This window comes from Kribbella sp. ALI-6-A, from assembly GCF_001984195.1.
Taxonomy (GTDB): domain Bacteria; phylum Actinomycetota; class Actinomycetes; order Propionibacteriales; family Kribbellaceae; genus Kribbella.
In genome coordinates this window covers 1145655-1170247 of record NZ_MTQN01000009.1, presented here as the reverse complement: position 1 = coordinate 1170247, position 24593 = coordinate 1145655, and the positions used below count along the sequence as shown (strand labels likewise).

Genomic DNA, 24593 nt, shown 5'->3' with positions numbered 1-24593 from the left:
ACTGGTACTAATAGGCCGAGGGCTTGTCTCAACACCACATTGTGGTCGTACGAAGAGACGATATTGCTGCGTAACGATGTTCGCGTTCACTGTACGGTTCCCGGAATACGGTCAACCCCAGCCCGTTTGTGGTTTGTGTGTGTTGGTTGATATTTCTATAGAGTTACGGTGACCATAGCGTCGGGGAAACACCCAGTCTCCATTCCGAACCTGGAAGTTAAGCCCGACAGCGCCGATGGTACTGCGACCGGGAGGTCGTGGGAGAGTAGGACGTCGCCGGACATTCACACTGTTAAGGGCCACCCCATCCGGGGTGGCCCTTAACATTTCCCCCGCCGTTCCCGCGTCTACGCCGCGCAGGCGGCGGGCGGCTGGCGGCTGGCGGTAGGTGGGGGCGCTAGGCGCTTGGAGCGCTGCAGCAGGTGCCCGGAGCGCTGGGCGGGCGGCGTGCGGTGGTGATGGAGGCCCCGGGCTCGGCGACGTGTGCCTGGGGCGTTGCGGCAGCGTCCTGACTTTGGTGATAGGCGCCCCCCGCGGGCGGTTGTCGCCTGGGGCTCGGGGGCGAGTTGCCCGGCGCGCTGCCCGGCGTACGCGTATGCGCGTCTGTCTGAAACGAGGACCCTTTGAAGCGGTCGGCCTGGTGGCCGGCCGCTTTTGTGCGTTCAGAGGTCTTCGGGACTGATTCCCACGAGGGCAGCCGCAGCGCAGATGTGCACTGGCGCCAGGTCGGTCGGAGCGACCGGGGCCTGAAGGAGGGTGCCGCGTTCGAACGGGGTGAGGTCGATGTCGATGCCGTGGGCGCCGGCGACCATGCCGCGGACATAGGTGAGCCAGCCCATGGTGGGAATTCCGCGCCGGAACAATCCGGCGGCGGTTGCGAGCTCGGTGTCGGCGATGCTCGCCCACTCGGGTTCCCAGACGGTGACGACTGCCCGGAGGACCTGGGCGAAGCGTTCTGACTGGGAGAGGGCGTCTTCGTCGCTCCAGTGCAGGGTCAGCTGGTCTGACGCGGTGGTCAGGGTGCTGCCCATGGAGAGGTCGAAGAGCCATGGGAGTTCCCCAGTGCTCTGGAGGTGGAGTCTGGTGGTGCTGGAGCCGTTGGAGAGGACCTTGGTGGTGGCCTCGACCATTTCCTCCAGCGGCGTCGTACCGTCGGCCTCGAGGACGTGGTAGCCCCAACGTTCGTCCTGGGTCCAGGCGTGGACGTCAGGGAAGGCTACGGCGACGGCGGTGAGGGTGCGGCCGACACGGAGTGCGCGGTGCTCGACGGACTCGTCGCGGTGCGGCCACTGGGCGCGCAGAAGCCAGGATGCCATCTCACGCCCTCCGATCGGTTACCGGCTGGAGTTGCCCCACGGACGGTACGCCGCGCGTGGAGGGATTGGCCAGATGTGAGCGGTGGAGGCGGGTGAGATCCCCGGTCTGCAGACGCATCACGACTCCAGTGTGGCGGATCGGGTTTTCGGGTCTGACCACCGGGGTGGTGATTTCGGAGGATCCCGCTCTTAAACCGCTTTTCGGTGAGCGGAGATGCCGCTTGGGACAGCCGAGCCGCCTAGGGCGCGTCGAGCGTCGGGGTCGGCAGGTCCAGCGTCGGCGCCGGCCCCCGGTACGAGTCGAGCCAGTCGCGGAGAAGTTCCACCCGAGCGGCGTACTCCTCGTTGCCCTTCACGACCGGCGCCTGGTTGTACGGCATCGTGTCGGAGCTGCGGCGGAGTTTGACGTACAGGCGGGAGGACGCCAGAGCGTACCGTTCCATGTCGTCCTGCAGCGCGCCGATGACAGTGATGTTCCGGTCCCGCCCGATCTGCTCGAACAGGGCCACGGCCTCTCGGCGGTGCTGGGAACCGAGGTTGCGGCCCAGTTCGTCGAGGATCAGGAGCAGCGGACGGTCGCTACCGCCGGCCAGGGCGGCGGCGCAGACCAGCTTGACGGCCTTTTCGTCCATCTGGGCGGTGTTGCCCTTGACGTTGAACGCCGAGAACGGGCCGCCCTCGGAGCGGCGCCACTTCGGGGTGACGGTCCAGCGCCAGGGCTTGTCGGGCTCCGACGGCGGGTCGGGTTCGGGGAACTCGAGCTTCGCGCCGTAGCCGCCGTACTGCTGGTCGAGGCGGTCGAACTCGGTGGAGACGAGGCGCAGCCGGGACTTGATGCCGTCGGCGAGGGACGCGCGGTGTGCGCGGGCGGTGCTCTCGGCCTCGGCGAGGCCTTCGCGGGCGCGTTCCAGGGCGGCGTTGCGCTCGGCGCGTTGCGACGCGATCTGCTGTTGCTGCAGGCTGTCGAAGGTCTCGTGCTGCGCGAGATGGCTGGCCAGCGTCCGCTGCAGCGCGGGGACCAGGCCGACGCGGGTGCCGAGGGTGCCGTTGGACCAGCCGTCGGGGCCGTTGAGGATCTCCCACAGCTCGGTCGGGATCTCCTCGCGGGACCGCGCGTTCGGGAAGCAGCGGCGGATGACGTCGTCGAGCTGGGTCGAGGCCTGGTGGTTCCAGTCGGCTGTGGTCCGGCGCTGGGTTTCGCTCGGCAGGTTGAGCAGGAACTCGGCCGCCTCTTCGGCGGTGCCGCCCCAGGCTGCCGTACGGGCGACGAGGTCGAGGTTGGTCTGCTCCTCGAGCAGGACCAGGCGGCGGCCGGCGAGCTCGTCGAGCAGGCGGTCGTGCTCGCGGCGGGTGGCCTCAAGGTTCTTCAGGCGCTCGTCGCGAACCAGTTGCTGGCCCGCGGCCGCTTCCGCGGACTCCTTCGCGGCCTGGAGCTGGGGAGCCAGCGAGTCGCGGTCGGACTCGTGGCGGTCGTTCTCCTCGCGCAGGGCGAGAATCTGCTCCTGCAGGTCGGAGGCGGTGCCGAGCGCACGCGCGGCCGCCGTACGGCGCTCGGCCTGCTGCACGCGGGAACGGGCCTGCTCCAGCGCGGCCGAGGCCTCGGCACGCGCTTCCACGGCAGCGTCGAGGCGCCGCCGGGCAGCCTCGATCCGCGCGGTGCGACCGGTGATCGGCTCGTCGAACTGGCCGACGGAGATGACGCCGGCCGGCTCGTCGATCAGCTCCTTGGTGCCGCGCGACGCCAGGGTGGCGAAGAACGTGTCGAGCGCGAACCGCGAGTCGGCCGAGGTCGGGCCGTTCTTGGGTCGCTTGCCGGACCCGTCGCCCGGCCGGTTCGCGAGGACCAGGAGAAAGCCCGCGTACCCGGCCTCCGCCAGAGCCGAAGCGGCCAGCGAGGCGTCGTCGGCGTCGACAACCACGGCCTCGCTGTACGGCGCGAGGCGCGGCTCCCACTCGGTGCGGTCGCCGGCGGGCAGCTCGGTGATGTCGGTCAGTGCACCGCAGGCGATACCCGCGTTCTCCAGGACCTGCTGCTGCGGCGCGGACACGGTCTGCCCGCTCTCCGCCTCCCGCAGCTCGGCCGTCGCCTGGTCGACCGCCATCCGCGCCGCGTGGTCGCGACCGATGTGCTCCTCCAGTACGGCGCGCGCCTCGTCCTGCTCGGCCAGTGCGACGTCCAGCTCACGCCCATCGGCCGAACGCCCGGCGTCGACCAGTCGGCGGTGCTCCTGGCCGAGCCGTTCCAGCTGCTCGCGGACCGAACGCTGGGCCAGATCCAGCTCGCGGTCCCGCGCGTCGAGCTTGTCGCGCTCCTGGCGCGTCAGCTGAACGTCGCGCAGCAGGTTCTCCTCGCTGCCGAACGCGTCGATCTCCGCGTCGATCGCCTCGCGCCGCGCCTCCTGCTCCGCGATCCGCTCGTCCAGCTCGGCGAGCTCGTGCACGATCTCGGTGTTGCGCGCGTCGCCGTCGACCAGATGCCGGGCGCAGCGAGCCAGCCAGGACTCCTTCGCCGCGGCCAACGCAGACCGCGCCGCGGCGCGCTGCTGGATGCCCGCCTCGACGGTGGCCATCTCCTGCTCCCAGCGCTGCAGGTCGGCGGCCGCCTGCTTGGTCGCTTCGCGCTGCGTGTGCTCGGCGGACCGGTGCGCCTGCTCCTGCTCGAGCTCGCGGTCGAGCCCGGTGAGCGTGGCGATCGCGTTGAAGATCCGCGCCGGGCCGAGCTCGTTGAGCGGTTCGGCGAGCAGGTTGGCGGTCGGGCTGGAGCGCACGGACGTCGACAGGAACGACACGCAGCGCACCTGGCCGCCGTACAGAACCTGGGAGAGCTTGTTCGCGTGGTAGTCGGTGCGGCCGTTGGAGTGGGGGAGTGCGGCCCACAGCGCGTCGGCGCCGGCCGCCCGCTCGGCCTCGGTCGCGCCGTACGGGACGTGCAGGCCGTTCTTCCAGCGCAGATCCAGGTACGACGCCTTGCGGTTGATCCGGATCCACACGGTGATCGCGGCGGCTTCGATCTCGGCCAGGTCGGTCAGGTCCGGGTCGGAGAAGACGCCGACGATGTAGCCGCGATCGACGTTCGACCAGTTGCCCTCCTGGCCGGCCGCCTCGGCGGTGAACAGCAGCTCGGCCGCGCCGGGAGCGCCGCTGGTCAGACGCCATTGGTCGTCGGCGTGCAGCAGCGACAGCGCGGCGATCCAGGACGACTTGCCGGCGCCGTTGGAGTCCACCGGGCCCTGACCGGCGACCGTGACGAGGCCCTGGGCGACCATCGGGACCGGGTGCGTCGACAGCCGGGACAGGTCGACGACCTGGACGCCCAGCAGCACCTTCGAGCCGAGGATGTCGAAGGCACCGTCGGCCGGCCCGTCCGCAGCCCGCCCCGTGCTCGCCGCTGCGTTCGATGCTGGGCTCATGCCGCTCCCTCGTCTTCGGTGATGCCTTTGCGCGCGCGGATGGCCTCCGCGATCGGGCTGGCCGGTGCCGCCGCGAGGATCAGCTTGTCCTGCAGCCGGCGGCGGGCGGCCGGGGTGAGTCGCTGGAGTTGCGGGCCGGGGATGTAGCTCGGCCCACCGGAGTGGTCGCCGGACAGCTGAACCAGGCCGGCGGCGCGCAGCCGTTGCAGGGCGAGCCGTCGATCCTCGCCGCTGATCCGCGTGGTGCGGAGTTCGTCGACGGTCGTCGGGCGGGCCGACTTCCAGCTGTCGCCGGTGAGGATGCCCTCGCTGCGCGGAATCGCGACGGAGTGCACCAGGACCAGCACCAGTACGGCGCGGTCGACGGCGGACAGCGGCTGCCAGCCCTGAGCGGTCAGGGCCTCGGCGACGTCGTCGGCGTAGCCGGAGGTCCAGTGCGTCCCGTCGACCTTGACCAGCGTGCGGCCGATCAGTGTGAGCATCTTCTGCACCTGGCGGCGCAGGGTCACGTCACGTAGCCCGGGCAGCTGGACCTCGGCGACCGGGTTCGCGGCGTACTGGACGGCGCTGAATGCCGCGAGCACCTCGTCACGCGAGCGGTCGCTCAAGTCGCGGAGGATCGGGTCGAAGAGAGCATGCTGCTCAGTCATCGAGATCCTCCGAGGTGACGGAGGCGGGAGGAATTGAGGTCAGGGAAGGCGGAGCGTCGGAGCGGGTGATCGCCGGCGCGGGGGCTGTGGTCCCCGCAATGTCAGCCGGGGCCGCGTCTTCGGGGGCCGGCAGCGGATCCGCCGGCGTCTCCGGCTTCCGCTCCACCAGTACGGCGGCCGGCGGGTCCGGCAGGATCCGGCACACCTCGCGCAGCCCGGCGAGCTGGCTCGGGCCCCAGGTGATCGTGCGCGGACCGAGGCGGACCTCGCCCACCTTCTCGTCCCACAGCAGCCAACTCGTCGCGTGCAACCGGCGAAGGCTCCCGATGATCAACGTCAGGTCGCTCGACTGCTCCCGCCGCCCACGCATCCCGGCGTACACGGCCTTGATCTGCGTCAACGTCCCGGTGACGCCGGGCCAGGCAGGCCCGTCCCGCTCGACCCAGCAGCACGCGACGCAGATCGAGAGCACGCGGGCCGTCTCGTTCGGCATCTCGACGGCGACCGGAGGCGCGCCAAGCTCCTCCAGTACGCCGTGCCCAGCGCCGTCCGGCAGCGTCGGCACCATCCACACGCCGGACCCGTCCGGCTCGACCGCGCGCGCCAGCCCGGCGACCGCAGGCGTGTCGACCGGGACCTTCACCGGTCCGCCGGACTGCACCTTCGCCCACCACAGCGCGTTGTAAAGGCGCCCGTTCTCCACGACCTCGCCGGCGCTCATCGGCTCACCCGCCGGAACACGCCTTCGGTCGCCCACGGCGTCCCCGCGGAGGGATCGATCCGCATCCCGTCGGACCAGACCAGCTCGTAGTCCAGTTCGTCGTGCAGGTGCGCCGCGGTCAGCTCGGCGAGGACCCGGCGCGCGGTCACCCAGTCGCCGGCGTCGTCCACCACGTCCACGATGCTCACGCTGTCGCGCCCGGCCAGCACCCGCTCAGCCTCGGCGCGCAGTTCCTCGCGGTCGGTCGCCGCCGCCGACTCCGGCGCCTCGGTCTCCGCCGACGGCCGCGGCGGCGCCATCCGCGCCGTACCGGTACGGCGGCCCGTCTCGACCGCCTCCAGCATCGTCTCCGGCGAGAAGTCCGGCGCGGCCGCGTCGAACAGCAGCCCATCCAGTACGCCGGCCAACACTTCGGGCTCGCTGCTCCGCGTGAACGTCAGCCAAGTCTCGATCGGCAGCAACCCGAGCGCCCGCGTCGTCCCGGCCCGCTCGACCAGGCGTCCCGCGGCGAGCTGCACCGCGTCGGCGTACGCCGCGAGCGCCATCCGCAGCTGGGTGCAGTCGCGGTGCAGCGCCGGCCAGCGCCCGAGCACGATCCGGTGCACGTGCTCGGCCTGTTCGATCAGCCGCTCGTTGCCCCAGGCGAGCTGCGCGTTCTCCCGCAGCTGGGCCGTCGTACTGGTCGAGACCAGGATGGCCAGCTCGTTGCCGAGCAGGCGGAAGACCTTGGTCAGCCGCTCGACCGAGGCGCGTCCCTCGTCGTCGGTGGCGCGCGGGTCGCTGACGCTGTGCGCCTCGAGGGTGAGCAGCTGGTGCAGCTCGGCCTGGCCGCCCTGCACCGACATCCGGCGCAGGAACATCAGCATCACGTACGGCGCGAACGCGGCGCGGTGGCGCAGCTCGTTCGGCCGGTCGACGAGTTTGGTGATCGCGCCGTACTGCCGCAGCACCTCGAACCGGCGGACCACCAGGTCGTGCGGGAACGCCCGGCACGCCTGGGTCGCCTGCTCGACGGTCATCCCGTCGCTGCCGGCCTCGGCGAACGCGTCCAGGATCGCCTGGTCGACATCGAGCAGCTCGGGATCGACGATCATCGCGCCGGCCTCGCGGGCGAGTACGGCGAACACCTGCCGGTAGACCCGCAGCACCGCGGCTTCCGCCTCGGCGTCCAGCAGCGTGGCGTCCATCGCACCTCCTCCCCGACACTTCATGGCCTCCGCCCCGATTCGGCGACCAGACAAGGGACTCTAGCGACCCACCACACCAGACCGAAAACCGACCGACCGGTGTCCTGTGGACAACTCGATGACGATCGAGAGCGGCTGGGGCGGGTGACCGCGCCCTTCTCCCGGCCGGGAGAATGGACCGGTCGTCGGGTGCAGAAGGAGAAGGTCGTGACGTTCGTGCCGGGTGAAGTGGTCGCGCCGGGGGATCCGCGGATCCTGCTGGAGGGGCAGTGGGGGCACCAGCCAGGGATGGCGGTCACGGTGAACTCCGGGTCGCGGATGTCGTTCGGGTTCAGCGGGACCGGATTGCAGTTGCTCTTCGACACCGCCGGGCTCGAGGTCGCGCCGCACCTGTGGGTCCGGCTGGACGACGCCGAGCCGACGCTGCACCTGATCGAGCAGCCGGTGCTGGAGCTTTCGGTCGAGGACGGGCGGCACACGGTCGAGATCGTGGTCAAGGACGTCAACGAGTTCGTGAACCGGTGGGAGCCGCCGTTCGCCTGCGCGGTGAGCTTCGCCGGGCTGATCCTCGACGCGAAGACCACGCTGCGGCTCGGCGCGCAGCCGGGCGGTCCGCGGTTCGAGTTCTACGGCGACTCGATCACGCAGGGCGTACGGGCGCTCAGCGCGGACCCGGAGTCGGCCGGCGCGGACGGGACGCGGTCCTTCGCGTACCTGACCGCGCGGGCGTTCGGCGCCACGGCGTACCAGGTCGGCTTCGGTCGGCAGGGGATCGTGAAGCCGGGCAACGGCAACGTCCCGCCAGGACCGGAGTCCTTCGGCTGGAACTTCGCCGGCTCACCGGCCCTGCGGATCGCCGCGCCGGACCTCGTCGTGCTCAACCTCGGCGTGAACGACGACACCCTGACCCCGGAGCAGTACGCCGCGTACGTGCGGGTGGTCCGCTCGGCGTACCCGGGCAGCACGATCGTCGCCCTGAGCCCGTTCAGCGGCAAGCACGCCACGGAGATCGAGGCCGGGGTGAAGTCGCTCGACGACAACAGCGTGCACTACGTGCCGACCACCGGCTGGATCACCGAGGCCGACTGCACCGACGGCCTGCACCCGTCGATCACCGGTCACCAGAAGATCGCCGACCGCCTGGTCCCGATCCTCCAGGAGCTCACGGGCCTCAGCCCCCGCTGAACTGCACCAACTCCCGCGGATCCGCCGCCGGCGGCCCGGCCAGCGTCCAGTCGCCGAAGTGCTCGGTGAACAGGTACCACAGCCCGTCCCGCCCCAGCCGCAACTGCCTCCGCCCAGCTGTCACCCGGTTCCCCTGCACCCGCGGGCCGTCAGCCCAGGCCGGCCCGCGGCTGGCTCCAGCCAACCGTCCACCGTTGTCCGCGGTCTCGGCCAGCGCAGCCACGCCCTCCGCAACACCGTCAGCAGGCTCGAACGACTCCACAGCGACCGCAAGCCCGCCCGCGCCGCCCTCCCGCCACGCAACCGCCCAGCTCGTCAGCTGCCGCGACGAAACTCCGGCCCGATGCGCGAGATCAGCCAGCGCCGACGTACCGAGCACTCCAGCCGCCCGCCGAGCCAAGTCCTGCTCGAACGTCAGTGACAACCCGCCGTCCCCGTCGCCGACGGCCAGCTCCCACGCCCGCCGCGCGGCGTCCGTCGCCAGCGTCACCAGATCCTGCCCCTCGATCCCCGACGACCGCGGCGGCGCCAAGGCCAGCACCGCCGCCGGCACTCCCGCCTGCCCACCAGGTCGCAGCGGAGTCGGCACCGGACCCGGCGCCGCCGCGAACGCCTCCCGCGCCAGTACGCCGACCGGCTTCGCCTTCACCTTGACCGTGCTCGTCGACGTCTTCCGCCGCGCCCGCAAAGCCTCCAACAGCTCGTCCTTGCGCCGACCCCGCAGCAGCATCAACGCGAACGGATCGTCGTCCAACGCATCCGCCACCAGGTAACACACCGCCGCCGAGTGCTTGCACGGCACAGCGAAGTCCGGGCAGTTGCACGCCGTGCGGATCTCACCAGCCCCCGGCAGGAGCTCCAGCCCAGCAGCCTGTACGTCGTCCAGCAGCTCCGGCGGCAGTTCCCCGTCGAGCAGCGCCGCCACCCGTCCGATCTGCGCCGACACCACGTCGAGCACCGCGTCCCACTCGGTGTCCGTGAACGCCCTGATCTCCACCGTCACCCCGTACGGCGTGACGCGGCTGCCCTGCACCTCCGCCCGCACGACGCCCGGGTCGACCGTCAGCTCGAGCACACTCCCACGCCGCGCGTACGACCGGCCGCGGGCCAGCCGGTTCGGGTCGAGCTTGGCCCGCTGCTCCAACGCCTCCAGCCAGGCCTTGCCCCACCACGTCGTCCCGAACGGCCGTCGAGCACCTGGTCCCTTGGCCGCGGGCAGCCCCGCGTTCTCCCCGGACCCGCGCCAGCCACGCCAAGGCGTCCGCTCGTCCGGGCTCACGGCGTTTTCCCAACAGCAGAAGGGTTGTACGCGCTCGCCGCCCCTGACTTCGCCGGCGTTGCCGACAGCTCGACCAGTTCGGTGAGTTCCGCGTCCGACAGCTCGCTCAGCCACGCTTCGCCCGAGCCGACGACCGCGTCCGCCAGGTCGCGCTTGGCCGCGATCACGGTCGCGATCCGGTCCTCGAGCGTGTTCTCCGTGACGAGCCGATGCACCTGCACCGGCCGGTCCTGCCCGATCCGGTACGCGCGGTCCGTCGCCTGGTCCTCGACCGCCGGGTTCCACCAGCGGTCGTAGTGCACGACGTGCGTCGCCTTCGTCAGCGTCAGGCCGACGCCGCCGGCCTTCAGCGAGAGCAGGAACACCTGCTGCTCACCGGCCTGGAACTGCTCGACCATCTGCTGACGCCGCCGGACCCCGACCCCGCCGTGCAGGAACAGCGACCCGATCTGGCGCGCCGCCAGGTGCGCCTCGATCAGCCGCCCCATTTCGACGTACTGGCTGAAGATCAGGACCGACTCGCCCTCGGCCAGGATCACGTCGAGCAGCTCGTCCAGGGCCGCGAGCTTGCCGGACCGGCGGGGGAGCGGACCCGGCTCGTGCAGGAACTGCGCCGGGTGGTTGCAGACCTGCTTCAGCTGCGTCAGCAGGCTCAGCACCAGTCCCCGTCGCTCGATGCCCTGCGCCTGCTCGATCTTGGCCAGCGTCTCCCGCGCGACCGCCTGGTACAGCGTCGCCTGCTCCGTGGTCAGCGGTACGACGACGTCGTGCTCGGTCTTCGGTGGCAGCTCCGGCGCGATGCCCGGATCACTCTTGCGCCGCCGCAGCAGGAACGGCCGCGTCACCCGCGCGAGCCGGGCGGTCGCCTCGTCGTCGTGGTACCGCTCGACCGGTACGGCGATGTCGTGGCGGAAGCGTTCGAGCGTGCCGAGCAGGCCGGGCGCGGACCAGTCCAGGATCGACCAGAGCTCGGACAACCGGTTCTCCACCGGCGTACCGGTGAGGGCCAGTCTGGTTGCTCCGGGCAACGTTCGGAGGGATCGCGCCGTGCGGGACAACGGGTTCTTCGCGTGCTGCGCCTCGTCGGCGACGACCAAACCCCACCGACGCTCGCCGAGCACCCGATGATCCTGCCGCACCACCCCGTACGTCGTCAGCACCACCTCGTCGTCCCCGAGATCGCTCAGCGACCGGGCGGTCCCGTGGTAGCGGCGGACGGCGACATCGGGCGCGAATCGCTCGAGCTCGCGCTCCCAAGTGCCGAGCAACGTCGACGGGCAGACCACCAGCGTCGGACCTCGCCCGGCGAGGTGGAGATGCAGCGCGATCACCTGGATCGTCTTGCCCAGACCCATGTCGTCGGCGAGGCAACCACCGAGCCCGAGCTCGGCGAGCTGCGCCATCCAGGCGACGCCGCGGCGCTGGTAGTCGCGCAACGTCGCCCGAAGCCCGGCCGGCTCGACGAACGGCTCGGGCTCCTCGGCCGCGCGGAGCCGGTCGACCATCGTCTCCAACGAACCGCTCGCCTCGAACGCGACCAGCTCGCCGTCCACCTCGACCCGGCCGGTCAGCGCCGCGGCCAACGCTTCCGATCCGGTCAGCTTGCGCGACGTCCCCCGGCGGAGCTTGCGCACCAGGTCCTGGTCGATCCGGACCCACCGGCCGCGCATCCGGATCATCGGACGCTTCGCCTCCGCGAGTGCGGCGATCTCCTGCTCGGTCAGCTCGGACCCGTCCAGCGTCGGCCGCCACTTGAACGCCAGCAGGTCGTGCAGCGAGAAGTCCGGCCCGGTGACCGCGTTGGGCGTGGGCGTCGCCTGCACGGAGCCGCGCACGGCCAGCTCACCGGCGAAGAGCTCGGCCGGCCAGAGCACCTCGATGCCGGCGCCGTCGAGCGCCGTACTGTCCGTGGCCAGGTCGTCCAGAGCGTCGTCGTCGATCAGGATGTCGGCCGGTGCCGCGTCCTCGAGCGCGGCGGTCAACGGCGGCCAGACCCGAGCACCTCGTCGCAACGCCAGCAGGAGATCGGTCTCGGCCCGCTCACCCAGTGCAGCCAGTACGGCGGGCGGTGCGCTCCACACGTCGGCGACGTCGACCAGCAGACTCGGGTCGACCCCACTGCGCAGCTGCAGTACGGCGCGGAAGTCGTCCAGCTCGTCAGGCGGCTCGATCCGCAGCACCAGCCGAGCCCCGGCCTCCTCCGCGAGCGCTGTCTCGCTCAGCCAGTCGGTCGGCCCGGTCAGCTCGCGCGGCTCGACCTCGGCGAACGCAGCCGCACCAGCCCGTACGGCGACGGCCGCCGCGGGAGTCCGCACCAGCGTGTCCGCCAGCGCGTCCCAGAACGCCCGCACCAACTCGTCAGCCGCCACCAGCCGCAACGGCCGCGATCCCTCGATCGCGAGCGCGTGCCCGTACGCCGGCATGGCGGCGGCCAGGTTCTTCAGCCAGCCCCGATCCACCGGATCCAGCGGCGCCACCCGCCAGGCTCCGAACCCGTCCCGGCTGGCATCAGGTACGACGCGCCCGCGGCCCACCAACCCGATCCCGCCCCACAGCGCGGCCGTCCACGCCCGACGGCTCGCGGAAACCGGCTCTCCGTCGCGGGTCAGGTACTCGATCGCTTCCCGAACCGTCAGCACCCGGGCCGGAACCATCACCCGCCGGACGCGGTCTCCCCGGGGCTGGACCAGCTCCACCCGCGCGTCCTCGCCCAGCGACGTCGCGGCGGCGTCGCCGTACAGGGCCAGCCGGCCCGCGCGCGGCGGGTCGGCGGGAAGGAAGACCACCTCGACCACGCACCGCAGGGTACGCGGCTGGACCGACAACTTGACCTCAACCAGAGTTCAGGTACCAGCCTGGGCCCATGAGCCAGACGATGCGTGCAGCAGTGGTCACCGCCTTCGGTGATCCCGACGTCCTCCAGATCCAGCAGCTTCCCGTCCCGCAGCCCGGCCCCGGCGACGTGCTCGTCGACGTCCACGTCACGGACCTGATCTTCGTCGAGACCGCGATCCGCGCCGGTCAGCACGGCAACTTCTTCGACGTCACCCCGCCCTACGTGCCCGGCAACTCCTTCGGCGGTGTGGTCCGCGCCGTCGGCGAAGGAGTCGACCCCGGCTGGATCGGCAAGTCCGTCACCGGTCGTACGGCGCACTTCGGCGCCCACGCCGAGCAGGCCGTCGCCCCCGCGTCAGGACTGGTCGAACTCCCGCCCGCACTGACGCTGGAAACCGCCGTCGCAGTTTCCGGCGACGGCTACACCGCCCTGATGCTGGAAGAACTCGCGCCCGACCTCGCCGGCCGGCACGTCCTGATCACCGCGGCCGCGGGCGGCATGGGCATCCTGCTGGTCCAGCTCGCGCACCGGGCCGGCGCTCACGTCATCGCCGCCGCCCGTGGCCAGGCCAAGCTCGACCTGGTGAAGGCACACCACGCGGACGTCGTGATCGACTACAGCAAGCCCGGCTGGGAGAAGTCGGTGCTGGAGGCAACCGACGGAGCGGGAGCCGACGTCGTTTTCGACGGCGCCGGGGGAGCGCTCGGCGCGACCGCGTTCGAGGTGGTCGCCGACGGCGGCTGGTTCTCCGCCCACGGCGCGCCGAGCGGCGGCTTCGCGCCGTACGACGAAGCCGAGGCCGAGCGTCGCGGGATCACCGTCAAGGGCATCCGCGACCTGCGCGCCGACACCACCACGACCACCGTCTCCGCCGGGCAGGTCCTCGCCCGGGCCGCCCGCGGCGACCTGGTGCCCGTCGTCGACCGCGTTTTCGACCTCGAGCAGCTTGCCGACGCGCACCGCGCGCTCACGTCGCGGGAGCTGGTCGGCAAGGCGCTGATCCGGATCCGTTAGCCGATCGGCCGGTGCGGGCACCGGGGCGGCGAGGAGGTCCTACCGATGACTGTCGAACTCAACAAGAAGGCCTTCGACCACGCCAAGCACCTGGTGAAGCAGGGACAGCTCCAGCGCGACGAGCGCGACGACTGGAGCGAGCACGCGCCGACGGCGGACCAGGAGAACGACTACCTGGACAAGCACGGCTGGGACGACTACGCCCTGTGGTACCTCGGCGTCGACACGTCGATGGGCGAGGAGACCAAGGGCCGGTACAAGTTCCCGTACGGCGACTTCCGGCGTGTGCACCGCTGTGGTGTGATCAGCGCCGAGTCCCGGGCCGCCCAGCAGAGCTACGACGACATCACCGAGGCCGTCGCGAAGCTGCACGAGCTGCTCGACGGCGACCACGCCTAGGGCCGTCGAGCTCTCGGACGGCTCAGTTGTCGCTGACCGGGTGCTCGGTGAGGTCGAGCGGGGGAATCGGGCGGGCGGAGACGATCTGGTTGCGTCCGCCACGCTTGGCCGTCAGCAGGGCGTTGTCGGCGGCCAGGACCAGCTGGTCCATCGTGCCGGCGACGTCCGGGTAGACGGCGGCGCCGAACGACGCCGGGACTCCACTGATCACCGCGGTCCGGTTGGGGCCCGTCTCCACCGAGACGCTCAGCGCGCTGAGCCGGTCGCGGATCCGCTCGGCGACCTCCAGCACCTCACCCTCGGACGCACCCGGCAGCAGCACGGCCAGCTCGTCACCGCCGACGCGGGCGACCAGGTCACCCTGGCGGACCTCGGCGCGCACGCTCTCACCGACCGCCCGCAGCGCCCGGTCACCGGCCGGGTGCCCGTAGGTGTCGTTGATCTCCTTGAACTTGTCCAGGTCCAGCATCAGCAGCCCGACGGTGCTGCGCAGGGACTCCGCCCGCGCCAGCTCGGCCGGCACGGCGTTGGCCCAGTACGACGGGGTGGCCAGACCGGTCTTCACGTCGACACCGGCCGCGCGCTGGTACTGCGGCAGCAGCAGGTCGCGGTGCAGCGCGAGCACGGTCACCATGAGAACCGGAACGACCCACGGGTACGACGACTGCAGCGCCGCGATCGCGATGCCGAGACCCAGTCCCGCGCAGATCACCAGCTGGTGCGAGAGCTCACCGAGGGCGTCGCGAGCCGTGGCCTCCGGCGAGGCCAGCAGGATCGCTCCGACGACCAGCGCGTAGTTGACCAGCCACCAGGTCGCGGCGGCCGACAGGACGACCAGCAGGGACCAGAAGTCGGTTGGTACCCGGGGCTCGTCGAGCAGACCGCCGCCGCGCAGCACGGCCGCTGCCGCGGCGCTGGCCAGGATGGCGGTCGAGTTGGAGAAGATCTTGCGATGCGCGATGGTCCGGCCGTAGACCCGGAACCACGAGTACACGTACGACAGCGCCGTCAGCGGAATCACCAGCGACAGCGGCAGGAGCAGGACGCTGGCGAAGATCCACAGGCACTTCAGGTTCGTGTGCGGGGACGTGTTCGCGGCCAGCTCCCGGCGCCGCTCGATGCTGCGGGCGGACTCCAGGTGCAGCGTCGACGCGATGGCCAGGACGGCGAACGCCGTCCACTCGGCCCTGCTGATCGGAGCGCCGAGCACCGACGAACGCACGGCCAAGCCCGTGATCACGAGCGCGATCGCGTCGATCGCGATCACGTATCCCAGGGCGGCGGGCGGCAGCGACCACAGTTTCCATTGCCGGGGTGGCACCCAACCGCTCCGACCGATCAGAATCATCATGAGCCTCACACTGTTCAGCCTGAACGGTATTGCAGTCATCGTAGTGGTTTGCTCACTTCAGGTCACCCCCACCCCCGGGGGGAATCTTCAAACAACTGTTCGGAAGGGTCGAAAATCATGGCTAAGGCGACGCGCGGCACGGTTCGTACCAACGACTGGTTCACCGGTGGCACGAACGACTGGTTCGCTGGTGGGACCAACGATTGGTTCACCAGCCGGACCAACGACTGGTTCGTCGACGGCACCAATGACTGGTTCGCCGGAAATGCTGGGTCCACCACCAACGACTGGTGACCGCCGACGATTCTTTACTACGCTCTTACGTTCGCAATCTGGTGATTCCGGATCGGTGGTCGAGATTTACCTCACCGTGATTTTCCGGAATCGGTCGCCGGCCGGTGGGCGCGCGCCCAGGCAGCGCCCGCCGTTATTGCGGCCAAGGTTCCCACGGCGCCCATGACAGCCAGGGCCTGCGGGGGACCGAGAGGTTCTGCGAGCGCGCCCGCGAGGAGGATGCCGAGTCCTTGGCTGCTCTTCAGGGCGGTGCTGGCCACACCGAAGGCCTGTCCCCTCTGGTGGTCCGGCACGGCCTGGACGAAGGCTGCGCTCGTGGGCAGGTGGTACGCCGAGGCCAGTCCGGACAACGCCCACAACGCGACAGTGGGCAGCAAGCCCGGCTCGAACACGCAGAACACCAAGGGGAAGCACGCGCCCGCTGCCAGCGGACCGATCAGCTTCATCCGGCGTTCCGGTGCGAGCAGGGTGATCAACCACATGCCCAGCACGGCTCCGGCAGGACTGGCCGCCAGCAGCAGGCCCGACGCCTCCTTGCCCTGGCCGATCGCGTCGGCGTACGGGACGGCGAGGCCTTCCACGGTGACGTAGAAGCCCGCGATCGTCGCCAGAGCCACCAGTGTGCGCAGTTTCGGCGTACGGAGGACGAGCGAGGTGCCCGCGGCCAGGTCGCTGAAGTAGCCACCGCGCGGCTTGTCGCTGTCGTTGTCCCGAGCCGGGGTCGGGCGCTTGCGTAAGCCGACGGCGATCAGCGCCGCGGACAGCAGGAACGTCCCGGAGTCGAGCAGCAGCCCACCGGAAACGCCGACCGCGACCACGATCACGCCACCGGTCCCGAAGCCGAGTACCTGACTGAACTGGACCACCATGTCGTTGGCGGCCTTGCCCAGAACGTAGTGGTCGCCCGGGAGCACGACCGGCAACGTGGCGGCGCGTGCGGCGTTGAACGGCGATCCGAACGCCTGCAGAGCCAGCAGGAGCAGGATGACGGCCCACAACGGGAGTGCCTCGATGGCCATCAAAGCGACCACGACGGCTCTGGCCAGGTCCGTGACGATCATGACCTGACGCCGCGGGTAGCGGTCGGCGAAGCCGGACAGAAGTGGGCCGAACACGAGATCCGGTATCAGGGTCAGGGCGTAGGTGAGAGCGGTCAGACCGGCCGACTGGGTGCGCTCGTAGACGAGGACGGACAACGCGACCCTGGCCAACTGGTCACCGGCGACCGACAGGATCCCGGCCAGGAACAGCGCCCTGAACTCGCCGTGCCCGAAGACGTCCCGCCAACGCGCGCGCTCGACCCCCACCCCACCAACCATGCAGAGACCTTAACCACAATCCGTGCTGCCGTACCTGCCCGCTGTGACGACAGGGGAATCCCTTCGGCGTGAGCTTGCTCGCATTCGCTGGGGTCAAGGGGTCGTTCGTGGCAAAGAGGTGCCACATCGGCGGGGCGGGTGTCGATGTGTTTGGCCGCGCCCTCTATCCTGGAATCCTTCGGCACCGGGGTCTGGGCGGGGCGGCCCCGACCCTGGTGTCGAAGCTTTTTCTGTCCGGGTCGAGGTCGCTCCCCGGAGTGCGGGAACCGCGGTTCCCGGGGGTCCTGATTCGGACCGGCAACTGCTGAACTGCGTTGCGAAAACTGTCGGTGCCGGGCGGTAGCGTTCTTTCTGCCAGGGGCGGCTCCTGGGCGTGCTTCCTTCTCCTTCTCCAGGCCAAGTAGCGCGTCCGCTCTCCGCCCCTGGCGCTGCTTTCCCGTCCGCCCTGGGAGGTTCGATGCCCGACGCGCTCGCCGCGGTGCTGCTGCGCCGCCGACGACTGGTCGACGGCGTCCGCCTCACCCCACCGGTACGCCGTACCGCCTGGCAGTGGCTGAAGCGTCCACTGACCACCCAGGCGGGTCTCGGCGCACTGCAGGCCGAGCTGATCCAGCGCGGCTTCCTGATGTCGGTCGCGCTCTACCGGTACTGCGCGGGCCTCAACCCACTCGCGCTCACCGGCTTCGGCCAGAGTCTGGTCGCTCTGCTCGACCAGGAGTCCGGTGCGGACGCCCAGCACGTCCCGCTGTTCCGCGGCTTCCCGGAGAGCGTGCCGGGCAACACCGAGACCTTCTACGTCAATCGCGTCTTCGCCCGGCTCCTGCAGGAGCCCGAGCAGCCCTGTGTGCTGTGCGGTGAGGTCGGCATCCGGTCTCACCGTGCGCCCACCTGGTCTGCCGCACCTGCTGGGACGGCTCCGATTTCAGCGCCTGTCCACTGTGCCTGCAGCGGATCGACCCCGACGACCCGTTCCTCGAGCCGGCCTTCGACGACGTCCCCCGCCAGGCCGACGCCGACCGTCTCCAGCTGCTCGGTCTCGCCACCGACGCCGCAGCGGAATCTGCGGCCGGCGAGCTGCTCGCCCGCCGAACGCCCTTGTCCGTCGTCGATCGCACCGACCTCACCGTCCTGCTGCAGCACGCGGATCCGTCCTGGCTTCCGCCGGTCATCCCGGTGCGCGAAACCCGCGCCGTCGTGGTCGCGCGGTTGATGGATCGGCACCCGTCGCTGGTCGATGATCTGGTCGAGACTGCCACCGACGCCCTGCGTCTCCTTTATGTCCTGATGGACGCCGACCCTGGTTTGCGCACTCCGCCCGTACGCCGGCGGTCGCTTCCGCGTGCCACCCGCCGGGTGATCCTGTCGCGCCTGAACCGCCTCCCGCTCGAAGGCCTTATCGAGGACCTCCACCGCCACAAGCGCGCCTGGAAGCGGATGGCGGAGAACCTCCATCCCTTCGAGTACGCCGGGCGCTACCCGACGGCCGCGGTTGCCTTCGCTCTCGTCCGAGACACGACGTTGAACCCGGCGACTTCCGCGCATCGCGCTGTTCTGGCCGAAGCGGCTCAGCATCCGCTGATCCGGGTGGAGCCGGTGGATGTGGTCGCGCGGCCGAGTGAAACCGCGGCAAGCGGGGCGGTCGGCCCAGGTGATGGTGATGCGCCCGCTGCCGATCGCGCCGCCTCCGCGGAACGCGTTGTCGCCCCCGATCGCGCCGCCGATCGCGCTGCGCCCGCCGATCGCGCCGCGCCCGCGGATCGCGCCGCGCCCGCGGATCGCGCCGCGCCCGCGGATCGCGCCGCGCCCGCGGATCGCGTGGCCCCCACCGGCCTCGCCATCTCCTCGTCCGCGGCTCTCGCCGCCCCGGCCGGCGCTCGGTTGGTGACCAGCACCTTCGCAAGCCGAGTCGAAGGTGCCTTCGCCAACGGCCGCCCCGGTATGGCGCTGGACCTTCTGCGGCAGCGACCCGGGGAGCTGGTCCGGCGCCTGGTCCACCTCGCGCGGACCCTGCCCGCCGACTCCCACGGCGTACTGGTCGAAGCTCTCGGCACAGCGGTCTCCGACGTCTCACCCGTCGTCCTCACCGCCGCCCTCGGCCAGGTCCGCACCCCACCCGGCGATCTGCGCCTGTTCTTCCCCCGCGGCGGCACCACCCGCGTCTGGACCACCGTCGACGAGCGCGACCCCCTCCCGTCCCCACTCGCCGCCGCGCTGGCCGGCGTACTGGTCGCCGAATTGTTGCGCAGGGCAAGCGCCTTGCCTCGCCTGCGCCGCGCCTTCCTGGACGAGGAGCTGAGCAACCTCGCCGCCCCCGGCTCCGAACGCGGCGCATCGTCGACATGGCTGCGAATGACCCGAGGCAGCGCGCAACCCATCCCACTCGACGACGAACTCCGGCTCTTCCTGCACTGGCAGCAGCCGCCCGCACAACGAATCGACCTGGACCTGTCCGTCGCCGTCTACGACACCGACTGGCGCTTCGTCGGCCTCTGCGACTACACCCGGTTGCGCTTCGACCAGGACGCGCTGGTGCACTCCGGCGATCTCACCTCGGCGCCGGATCCGCTCGGCGCGACCGAGTTCGTCGACCTCGACCTCGCCGCCGTACGCCGCGTCGGCGGCCGGTACCTGCTGCCCGTCGTCTTCAGCTACAACAACGTCCCCTTCGACCGCCTGCGCCGCGGCTTCGCCGGCGTGATGCGGCGACCGTCCGGGTTGTTCGACCCGTCCGCCGTCGAGGACCGCTTCGACCTGTCCGGCCCGGCGAAGATCCTGCTGCCGTTCGGCGTCGACCTGGAAACCAAACAACTGCGCTGGTACGACGTCAACCTCAGCGCCGCCGGCTACCGGCACAGCATCGCCAAGTACGCCGGCCAGCTCGCCCTGCTGTCAGCCGCTCTCGAGGAGGTCCACGGCTCCGGCGACCGCGTTTCCCTGTGGGAAGTCGCCTGCTGGCACGCCGCCGCCCGCACCGACGAGGTCGTCGTCCGCTGCGCCGACGGCTCGGTCGTCGGCTATGTCCGATCGCCCGACGAAGACACCACCGCCTTCGCCCACCGCCTCACCACCCGCCGCGAACCCGACCGGGTCTGGGACACCGACGCCGCCCACCGAGCCGACTTCGTCGCGGTCCTGTCTGCCGACAACCTCACCCCAGCCCCCGGCGCCACTGTCTACGCCCTGCACCCGCGCCTGCTCGACCCCTCCGACCACAACCTGATCGCCGCCCCGGCTCTCCTGTCCCCGCTCACGCCGGACGCGCGGGCCCGCCTCACCACCCGCTGACTCGAGCAGCCGCGTCGGCGCGCCGGCGGCGTTCGCCCCGACCGCAGCGGAGTACCGGCGGCTCCCGCCCGAGCGGGCTCCTCGACGTACCTCACACCCAGCCCCGCGACCTCCAGCCGAACCCCCACCGACCCTCACATTCCGATGACACCCGTGCTGGACCGGCGACGCCCGCCCCACACCGGAGTACAAAGGAACTGTCGGCGAAGGGAGCCAACCATGACCTACGACGTGGTGGTGCTCATCGAACGCGAGATGAGCGAGGGCGACGCCGAGAGGGTCGCCGCCCTGTATGCGAGGCACGACGACACGGTGAACTACCACCTGCTCGTCTCCAGTCATCCGACCCAGGGACTCGCCGGGCCGATGGCCCTGCTCGGATCCAGCTTCGCCGACGTGGCGGGCCTGTCGGCATCGCCGCCGGTGAACCGGACGACCACGCTCACCGGCCCGGCGACCGACCGGCCCCAGGCGTCGGCCGGGACCGCGTTGGCGGATCCGCGGGACGATCTGGCCGCCGTGATCGAGCACAGTTCGCGCCGGCTGCGGGCGCGGGTCGGCGGCGGCGTCAACGTGTCGATCACCCACGGCGAGATCCTGCTCGCGCTGCGCACACTGGTGAACAGCACCCACAGCCAAGAAGTGGTCGTCGTCGCCTGGCCGGAGACCGCGGCCCGGTTCATCTGCTCGAACTGGACCACCCGGGCCCGCAAGGAACTCAAGGTCGGTCGGGTCCGCGTGGTGGAGCACGACACCTGAGCCGGGAGCGCCCTCCCGCCGCTGTTCGGCGCTGTGGGCAAGTACGTCGACCCGTCCCGCGCGACAACCGGCCCGTCGTACGCCTGACCGCACCGGCGCCAGTCGCCGGACCGGGCAGGGGAATCAGGCGGAGCTTGCTTGACACCGGTTTGGTGACGGGACAACTCTAGGGATCCGGTCCGACCGAGGGCGTGCCTCCGGACCTGTTGCCCGCTGGGCGGCAGACTAGGGGGCGCACCTTGTTCCCTGCTCCGACCAGCCCAGGAGTCCTTGCGTGAAGTCGTACCTCAGCCCCGTGGTCGCGCTGCTCGGATCGGTCACGCTGCTGGCCGCCGCGGCCTGCTCGGCCGGTTCCGGTTCGTCCTCGGGCTCGAGTTCGCCCGGCGCCGACCAGTCGCTCGCGATCGGCCTGGTCGCCGAGCCGGCCAGTCTGGACTTCACCACCACCGACGGCGCCGCGATCCCGCAGGCGCTGCTCGGCAACGTCTACAACGGGCTGGTCAAGCAGGACGAGTCCGGCAAGATCGTGCCCGACCTGGCCAAGTCCTGGACGATCTCGCCCGACCGCAAGACCTACGTCTTCACGCTGGTCGACAACGCGAAGTTCACCAACGGGCAGCCGTTCACCGCTGACGACGCGGTGTTCAGCATCGAGCGGGTGAAGACCGCCTGGACGACCTCGCTGAAATCGGCGATGGACGTCGTCCAGACCGCGAAGGCCGTCTCGCCGACCGAGCTGCAGGTCACGCTGACCAAGCCGAGCAACGACTGGCTGTTCCGGATGACCACCCGGATCGGTGCGATGTTCTCCAAGACCGGTGTCGACAAGCTCGCCACCGAGCCGATCGGCACCGGCCCGTACAAGTTCGGTTCGTGGAAGCGCGGCGACTCGATCGTGCTGCAGCGCAACGACGCGTACTGGGGGACCAAGCCGCACTTCGGGCAGGTCACGCTGAAGTACTTCAAGGACCCGACCGCGCTGAACAACGCGCTGCTCACCGGCACGATCAACGTGATCGGCACGGTCCAGGCGCCGGAGGCGCTGAGCCAGTTCACCAGCAACGACAAGTACCAGGTGATCGAGGGCACGACGAACGGCGAGGTGCTGCTGTCGTTCAACAACTCGCGCCCGGTCTTGTCCGACATCCGGGTCCGCTCGGCCATCCGCGCCGCGATCGACCACAAGGCCCTGGTCGAGACCTGCTGGGCCGGCCGCGGCAAGCTGATCGGCTCGATGGTCCCGCCGACCGATCCCTGGTACGAGGATCTGACCAGCGTCACGCCGTACGACCTGCCCAAGGCGAAGTCGTTGCTGCAGGCAGCGGGTGCGACCGGCAAGACGCTCCGGCTCCGGCTCCCCACGTTGCCCTACGCAACCTCCTGCGGCCAGGTGGTGAAGAGCCAGCTGGAGCAGGCCGGGCTCAAGGTCCAGATCGACCAGCTGGAGTTCCCGGCCGCGTGGCTGACCGCCGTACTGAAGAACGCGGACTACGACATGTCGATCATCGCGCACGTCGAGCCGCGCGACCTGGGTGCGGTGTTCAACGCCAAGTACTACACCCGGTACGACGACCCGACGCTGCAGCAGGCGCTCGCCGCGGCCGACGCCGGTGACGAGGCGACCCAGGTGAGCGAGATGAAGAAGGCGGCCCGGCGGCTGTCCGAGCAGGCGGCCGCGGACTGGCTGTTCCTGATCCCGAACCTGATGGTCGCCGACAAGGACCTCAAGGGCCTGCCGAAGAACGCGATCACCGAGTCGCTCGATCTGTCCACGCTGTCGCGATGATCCTGCGGTTGGTCGAGCGCACCGCCGTGCTCCTGGTCAGTCTGGCGGTCAGCTCGGTGCTGGTGTTCGGGTTCTTGGCCGTGCTGCCGGGCGATCCCGCACGGGTCGCGCTCGGCGTGAACGCCTCCGACGAGGCGGTCGCCGAACTGCGCCGCCAGTTCGGACTCGACCGCGCGCTGACCACGCAGTACGTCGACTGGCTGACCGGGTTGCTGCACGGCGACTTCGGCACGTCGTACATCTCGAAGGCGGAGATCGGGCCGCAGATCACCGACCGGTTCCAGGTCACGCTGTGGCTGGTGGTGACCGGGATGGTGATCGCGCTGCTGGTCGCCGCGCCGGCCGGGACGGTGATGGCCGCGCGGCACCGCAAGCTGTCCGGGCTCGCGCTCTCCGCGTTCTCGCAGGTGGGCGTCGCCGTCCCGGCGTTCCTGGCGGGCATCTTGCTGATCATGCTGTTCGCGGTGAAGCTCGGCTGGCTGCCGGCGAACGGGTGGACGCCGCCGGCCGAGGACCCCGGGATGTTCCTCCGGCAGCTGATCCTGCCCGCGCTCTCGCTGGGCCTCGTGCAGGGCGCTGTGCTGACGCGCTACGTGCGCAGCGCCGTACTGGATGTGCTGCGGGAGGACTATCTGCGGACGGCGCGGGCCAAGGGGTTGCGGCCCTTTCCCGCGCTGTGGCGGCACGGTCTGCGCAACGCCGCCGTACCGGTCGTCACCGTGCTCGGTCTGCAACTCGCGACCCTGCTGATCGGCGCGGTCGTCGTCGAGCGGGTCTTCGTCATCCCCGGTCTGGGCAGCCTGCTGCTCGACGGGGTGTCGAACCGCGACCTCCTGCTCGTCCAGGATGTCGTGATGGTGCTCGTCGTCGCCGTCCTGGTGGTCAACTTCCTCGTCGACCTGCTGTACGTCGCGCTCGATCCGCGCCTGCGGGTGAGCCGATGAGCGCGGACCTCGGACCGGTCGGTCACGCCGTCGGCGGACGCCGCCGCTGGAACCCGAGCCTGCTCGTCGGCGGTTTCATCGTCGCGCTGATCGCCGTGGTCGCGCTGGTCTCGTTCGTCTGGACGCCGTACGACGCGACGCTGGTCGACCCGGCCGGCCGGTTGGCGTCGCCGTCGTGGACGCACTGGCTCGGCACCGACAAATTCGGCCGGGACATCCTCAGCCAGCTGATGGTCGGCTCGCGGACGACGCTGTTCGTCGGCCTGGTCGCGGTCGGGGTCGCGGCGGTGATCGGCGTACCGCTCGGCATCTTCGCCGCGATGACCCGCCGCTGGTCCAGCGAGCTCGTGATGCGCGCCAACGACCTCCTGCTCGCCTTTCCGGCGTTGCTGCTGGCGATCATGTTCGGCGCGGTCTTCGGGGCCAGCACGACGACGGCGATGGTTGCCATCGGCATCGCTACGATCCCGAGTTTCGTCCGGGTGATCCGCAGTGGTGGGATGCAGGTGATGCGTACCGAGTACGTGCTGGCGGCTCGGGCCGCCGGTCGTCGGCCGTTTCCGATCGCGATCCGGCATGTGCTGCCTAATGTGGTCAGCCTGATCACCGTGCAGGCCTCGGTCTCGTTCGCGATCGCGGTGCTGGCTGAGGCGGCGCTATCCTTTCTCGGCTACGGCACGCCGCCGCCGACGCCGTCGTGGGGACGGATGCTGCAGGAGAGTCAGGAGTTTCTCTTCAGTGCGCCTCGCCTGGCTGTGTTCCCTGGTTTGGCGATCGCTGTCGCCGTGCTTGGCTTCAATCTGCTGGGCGACGGCCTGCGTGACCACTTCGATCCCAAGCTGGAGGACCGCCGATGAG

The 24593-nt window shown here is 70.6% G+C and carries 18 protein-coding genes and 1 rRNA gene; 10 read left to right on the top strand and 9 right to left on the bottom strand.

Translation table 11 applies throughout. The features are described 5' to 3' along the window. The first annotated feature begins 164 nt into the window (after window positions 1-164). Window positions 165-282 (top strand): 5S ribosomal RNA (rrf, locus tag BWI15_RS14340). A 380-nt stretch (window positions 283-662) separates the two neighbouring features. On the opposite strand, the gene BWI15_RS14335 is transcribed toward rrf, so the two are convergent. From BWI15_RS14335 to BWI15_RS14315, 5 genes are all read right to left on the bottom strand, one after another. Beyond that, complete coding sequence (locus BWI15_RS14335; RefSeq protein WP_077014781.1) at window positions 663-1316, bottom strand: hypothetical protein; 654 nt, start codon at window positions 1314-1316, stop codon at window positions 663-665. A 239-nt stretch (window positions 1317-1555) separates the two neighbouring features. After that, a complete protein-coding gene (locus BWI15_RS14330; protein ID WP_077014780.1) occupies window positions 1556-4726 on the bottom strand; it encodes a chromosome segregation ATPase in 3171 nt (1056 codons plus the stop codon). Continuing rightward, on the bottom strand, window positions 4723-5376 hold the full coding sequence (locus tag BWI15_RS14325; RefSeq protein WP_077014779.1) for a hypothetical protein: 654 nt from the start codon (window positions 5374-5376) through the stop codon (window positions 4723-4725). The genes BWI15_RS14330 and BWI15_RS14325 overlap by 4 nt, the downstream gene beginning before the upstream one ends. Beyond that, on the bottom strand, window positions 5369-6097 hold the full coding sequence (locus BWI15_RS14320; RefSeq protein WP_077014778.1) for a hypothetical protein: 729 nt from the start codon (window positions 6095-6097) through the stop codon (window positions 5369-5371). The genes BWI15_RS14325 and BWI15_RS14320 overlap by 8 nt, the downstream gene beginning before the upstream one ends. Beyond that, the gene (locus tag BWI15_RS14315) at window positions 6094-7284 is read right to left on the bottom strand and encodes a hypothetical protein (RefSeq protein WP_077014777.1); all 1191 of its coding nucleotides are present in this window, start codon (window positions 7282-7284) and stop codon (window positions 6094-6096) included. The genes BWI15_RS14320 and BWI15_RS14315 overlap by 4 nt, the downstream gene beginning before the upstream one ends. Before the next feature lie 207 nt (window positions 7285-7491). Between BWI15_RS14315 and BWI15_RS14310 the strand changes: the two genes are divergently transcribed. After that, complete coding sequence (locus BWI15_RS14310) at window positions 7492-8469, top strand: GDSL-type esterase/lipase family protein (RefSeq protein WP_237771274.1); 978 nt, start codon at window positions 7492-7494, stop codon at window positions 8467-8469. Here BWI15_RS14310 and BWI15_RS14305 read toward each other — a convergent pair. Together BWI15_RS14305 and BWI15_RS14300 are read right to left on the bottom strand one after the other, a co-directional pair. Further along, window positions 8456-9748 carry an SWIM zinc finger family protein gene (locus tag BWI15_RS14305; protein ID WP_237771273.1) on the bottom strand — a complete coding sequence of 431 codons (1293 nt, stop codon included), beginning with the start codon at window positions 9746-9748 and terminating at the stop codon, window positions 8456-8458. The two genes, BWI15_RS14310 and BWI15_RS14305, sit on opposite strands and share 14 nt — an antisense overlap. Further along, complete coding sequence (locus BWI15_RS14300; RefSeq protein WP_237771272.1) at window positions 9745-12543, bottom strand: DEAD/DEAH box helicase; 2799 nt, start codon at window positions 12541-12543, stop codon at window positions 9745-9747. Before BWI15_RS14300 ends, BWI15_RS14305 begins: the two co-directional genes overlap by 4 nt. Before the next feature lie 68 nt (window positions 12544-12611). Between BWI15_RS14300 and BWI15_RS14295 the strand changes: the two genes are divergently transcribed. Next, complete coding sequence (locus BWI15_RS14295; RefSeq protein WP_237771271.1) at window positions 12612-13598, top strand: zinc-binding dehydrogenase; 987 nt, start codon at window positions 12612-12614, stop codon at window positions 13596-13598. 45 nt (window positions 13599-13643) lie between these two features. After that, entirely contained in the window at window positions 13644-13997 is a 354-nt protein-coding gene (locus BWI15_RS14290; protein WP_077014775.1) for a hypothetical protein, read from the top strand. A gap of 22 nt (window positions 13998-14019) precedes the next feature. On the opposite strand, the gene BWI15_RS14285 is transcribed toward BWI15_RS14290, so the two are convergent. Then, the gene (locus tag BWI15_RS14285) at window positions 14020-15348 is read right to left on the bottom strand and encodes a GGDEF domain-containing protein (RefSeq protein ID WP_237771270.1); all 1329 of its coding nucleotides are present in this window, start codon (window positions 15346-15348) and stop codon (window positions 14020-14022) included. A gap of 117 nt (window positions 15349-15465) precedes the next feature. Between BWI15_RS14285 and BWI15_RS14280 the strand changes: the two genes are divergently transcribed. Further along, on the top strand, window positions 15466-15642 hold the full coding sequence (locus BWI15_RS14280; protein ID WP_077014774.1) for a DEAD/DEAH box helicase: 177 nt from the start codon (window positions 15466-15468) through the stop codon (window positions 15640-15642). Window positions 15643-15713: 71 nt separating this feature from the next. Here the strand turns inward: BWI15_RS14280 and BWI15_RS14275 are convergent, their stop codons facing one another. After that, a complete protein-coding gene (locus BWI15_RS14275) occupies window positions 15714-16961 on the bottom strand; it encodes an MFS transporter (protein ID WP_077014773.1) in 1248 nt (415 codons plus the stop codon). Window positions 16962-18056: 1095 nt separating this feature from the next. Between BWI15_RS14275 and BWI15_RS38815 the strand changes: the two genes are divergently transcribed. The 5 genes from BWI15_RS38815 (at window position 18057) to BWI15_RS14240 (ending at window position 24592) form a co-directional block, all read left to right on the top strand. Further along, window positions 18057-20246 (top strand): MXAN_6230/SCO0854 family RING domain-containing protein, encoded by a 2190-nt coding sequence (locus tag BWI15_RS38815; protein ID WP_077014771.1) that lies wholly within the window; start codon window positions 18057-18059, stop codon window positions 20244-20246. A 219-nt stretch (window positions 20247-20465) separates the two neighbouring features. Continuing rightward, a complete protein-coding gene (locus BWI15_RS14255; RefSeq protein WP_077014770.1) occupies window positions 20466-21005 on the top strand; it encodes a hypothetical protein in 540 nt (179 codons plus the stop codon). 274 nt (window positions 21006-21279) lie between these two features. After that, window positions 21280-22791, top strand: coding sequence for an ABC transporter substrate-binding protein (locus BWI15_RS14250; protein ID WP_077014769.1), 1512 nt, complete (start codon window positions 21280-21282; stop codon window positions 22789-22791). Then, window positions 22788-23735: an ABC transporter permease gene (locus tag BWI15_RS14245; protein WP_077014768.1), complete on the top strand. Its 948-nt coding sequence runs from the start codon at window positions 22788-22790 to the stop codon at window positions 23733-23735. Before BWI15_RS14250 ends, BWI15_RS14245 begins: the two co-directional genes overlap by 4 nt. Beyond that, window positions 23732-24592: an ABC transporter permease gene (locus BWI15_RS14240; protein WP_077014767.1), complete on the top strand. Its 861-nt coding sequence runs from the start codon at window positions 23732-23734 to the stop codon at window positions 24590-24592. The genes BWI15_RS14245 and BWI15_RS14240 overlap by 4 nt, the downstream gene beginning before the upstream one ends. Window position 24593 lies beyond the last annotated feature (1 nt).

Coding starts and splice junctions, on each gene's coding strand:
- BWI15_RS14295 (WP_237771271.1), top strand. CDS start 12,612: ATGAGCCAGACGATGCGTGCAGCAGTGGTCACCGCCTTCGGTGATCCC.
- BWI15_RS14325 (WP_077014779.1), bottom strand. CDS start 5,376: ATGACTGAGCAGCATGCTCTCTTCGACCCGATCCTCCGCGACTTGAGC.
- BWI15_RS14255 (WP_077014770.1), top strand. CDS start 20,466: ATGACCTACGACGTGGTGGTGCTCATCGAACGCGAGATGAGCGAGGGC.
- BWI15_RS14330 (WP_077014780.1), bottom strand. CDS start 4,726: ATGAGCCCAGCATCGAACGCAGCGGCGAGCACGGGGCGGGCTGCGGAC.
- BWI15_RS14280 (WP_077014774.1), top strand. CDS start 15,466: ATGGCTAAGGCGACGCGCGGCACGGTTCGTACCAACGACTGGTTCACC.
- BWI15_RS14290 (WP_077014775.1), top strand. CDS start 13,644: ATGACTGTCGAACTCAACAAGAAGGCCTTCGACCACGCCAAGCACCTG.
- BWI15_RS14320 (WP_077014778.1), bottom strand. CDS start 6,097: ATGAGCGCCGGCGAGGTCGTGGAGAACGGGCGCCTTTACAACGCGCTG.
- BWI15_RS14285 (WP_237771270.1), bottom strand. CDS start 15,348: ATGATGATTCTGATCGGTCGGAGCGGTTGGGTGCCACCCCGGCAATGG.
- BWI15_RS14245 (WP_077014768.1), top strand. CDS start 22,788: ATGATCCTGCGGTTGGTCGAGCGCACCGCCGTGCTCCTGGTCAGTCTG.
- BWI15_RS14335 (WP_077014781.1), bottom strand. CDS start 1,316: ATGGCATCCTGGCTTCTGCGCGCCCAGTGGCCGCACCGCGACGAGTCC.
- BWI15_RS14315 (WP_077014777.1), bottom strand. CDS start 7,284: ATGGACGCCACGCTGCTGGACGCCGAGGCGGAAGCCGCGGTGCTGCGG.
- BWI15_RS14275 (WP_077014773.1), bottom strand. CDS start 16,961: ATGGTTGGTGGGGTGGGGGTCGAGCGCGCGCGTTGGCGGGACGTCTTC.
- BWI15_RS14240 (WP_077014767.1), top strand. CDS start 23,732: ATGAGCGCGGACCTCGGACCGGTCGGTCACGCCGTCGGCGGACGCCGC.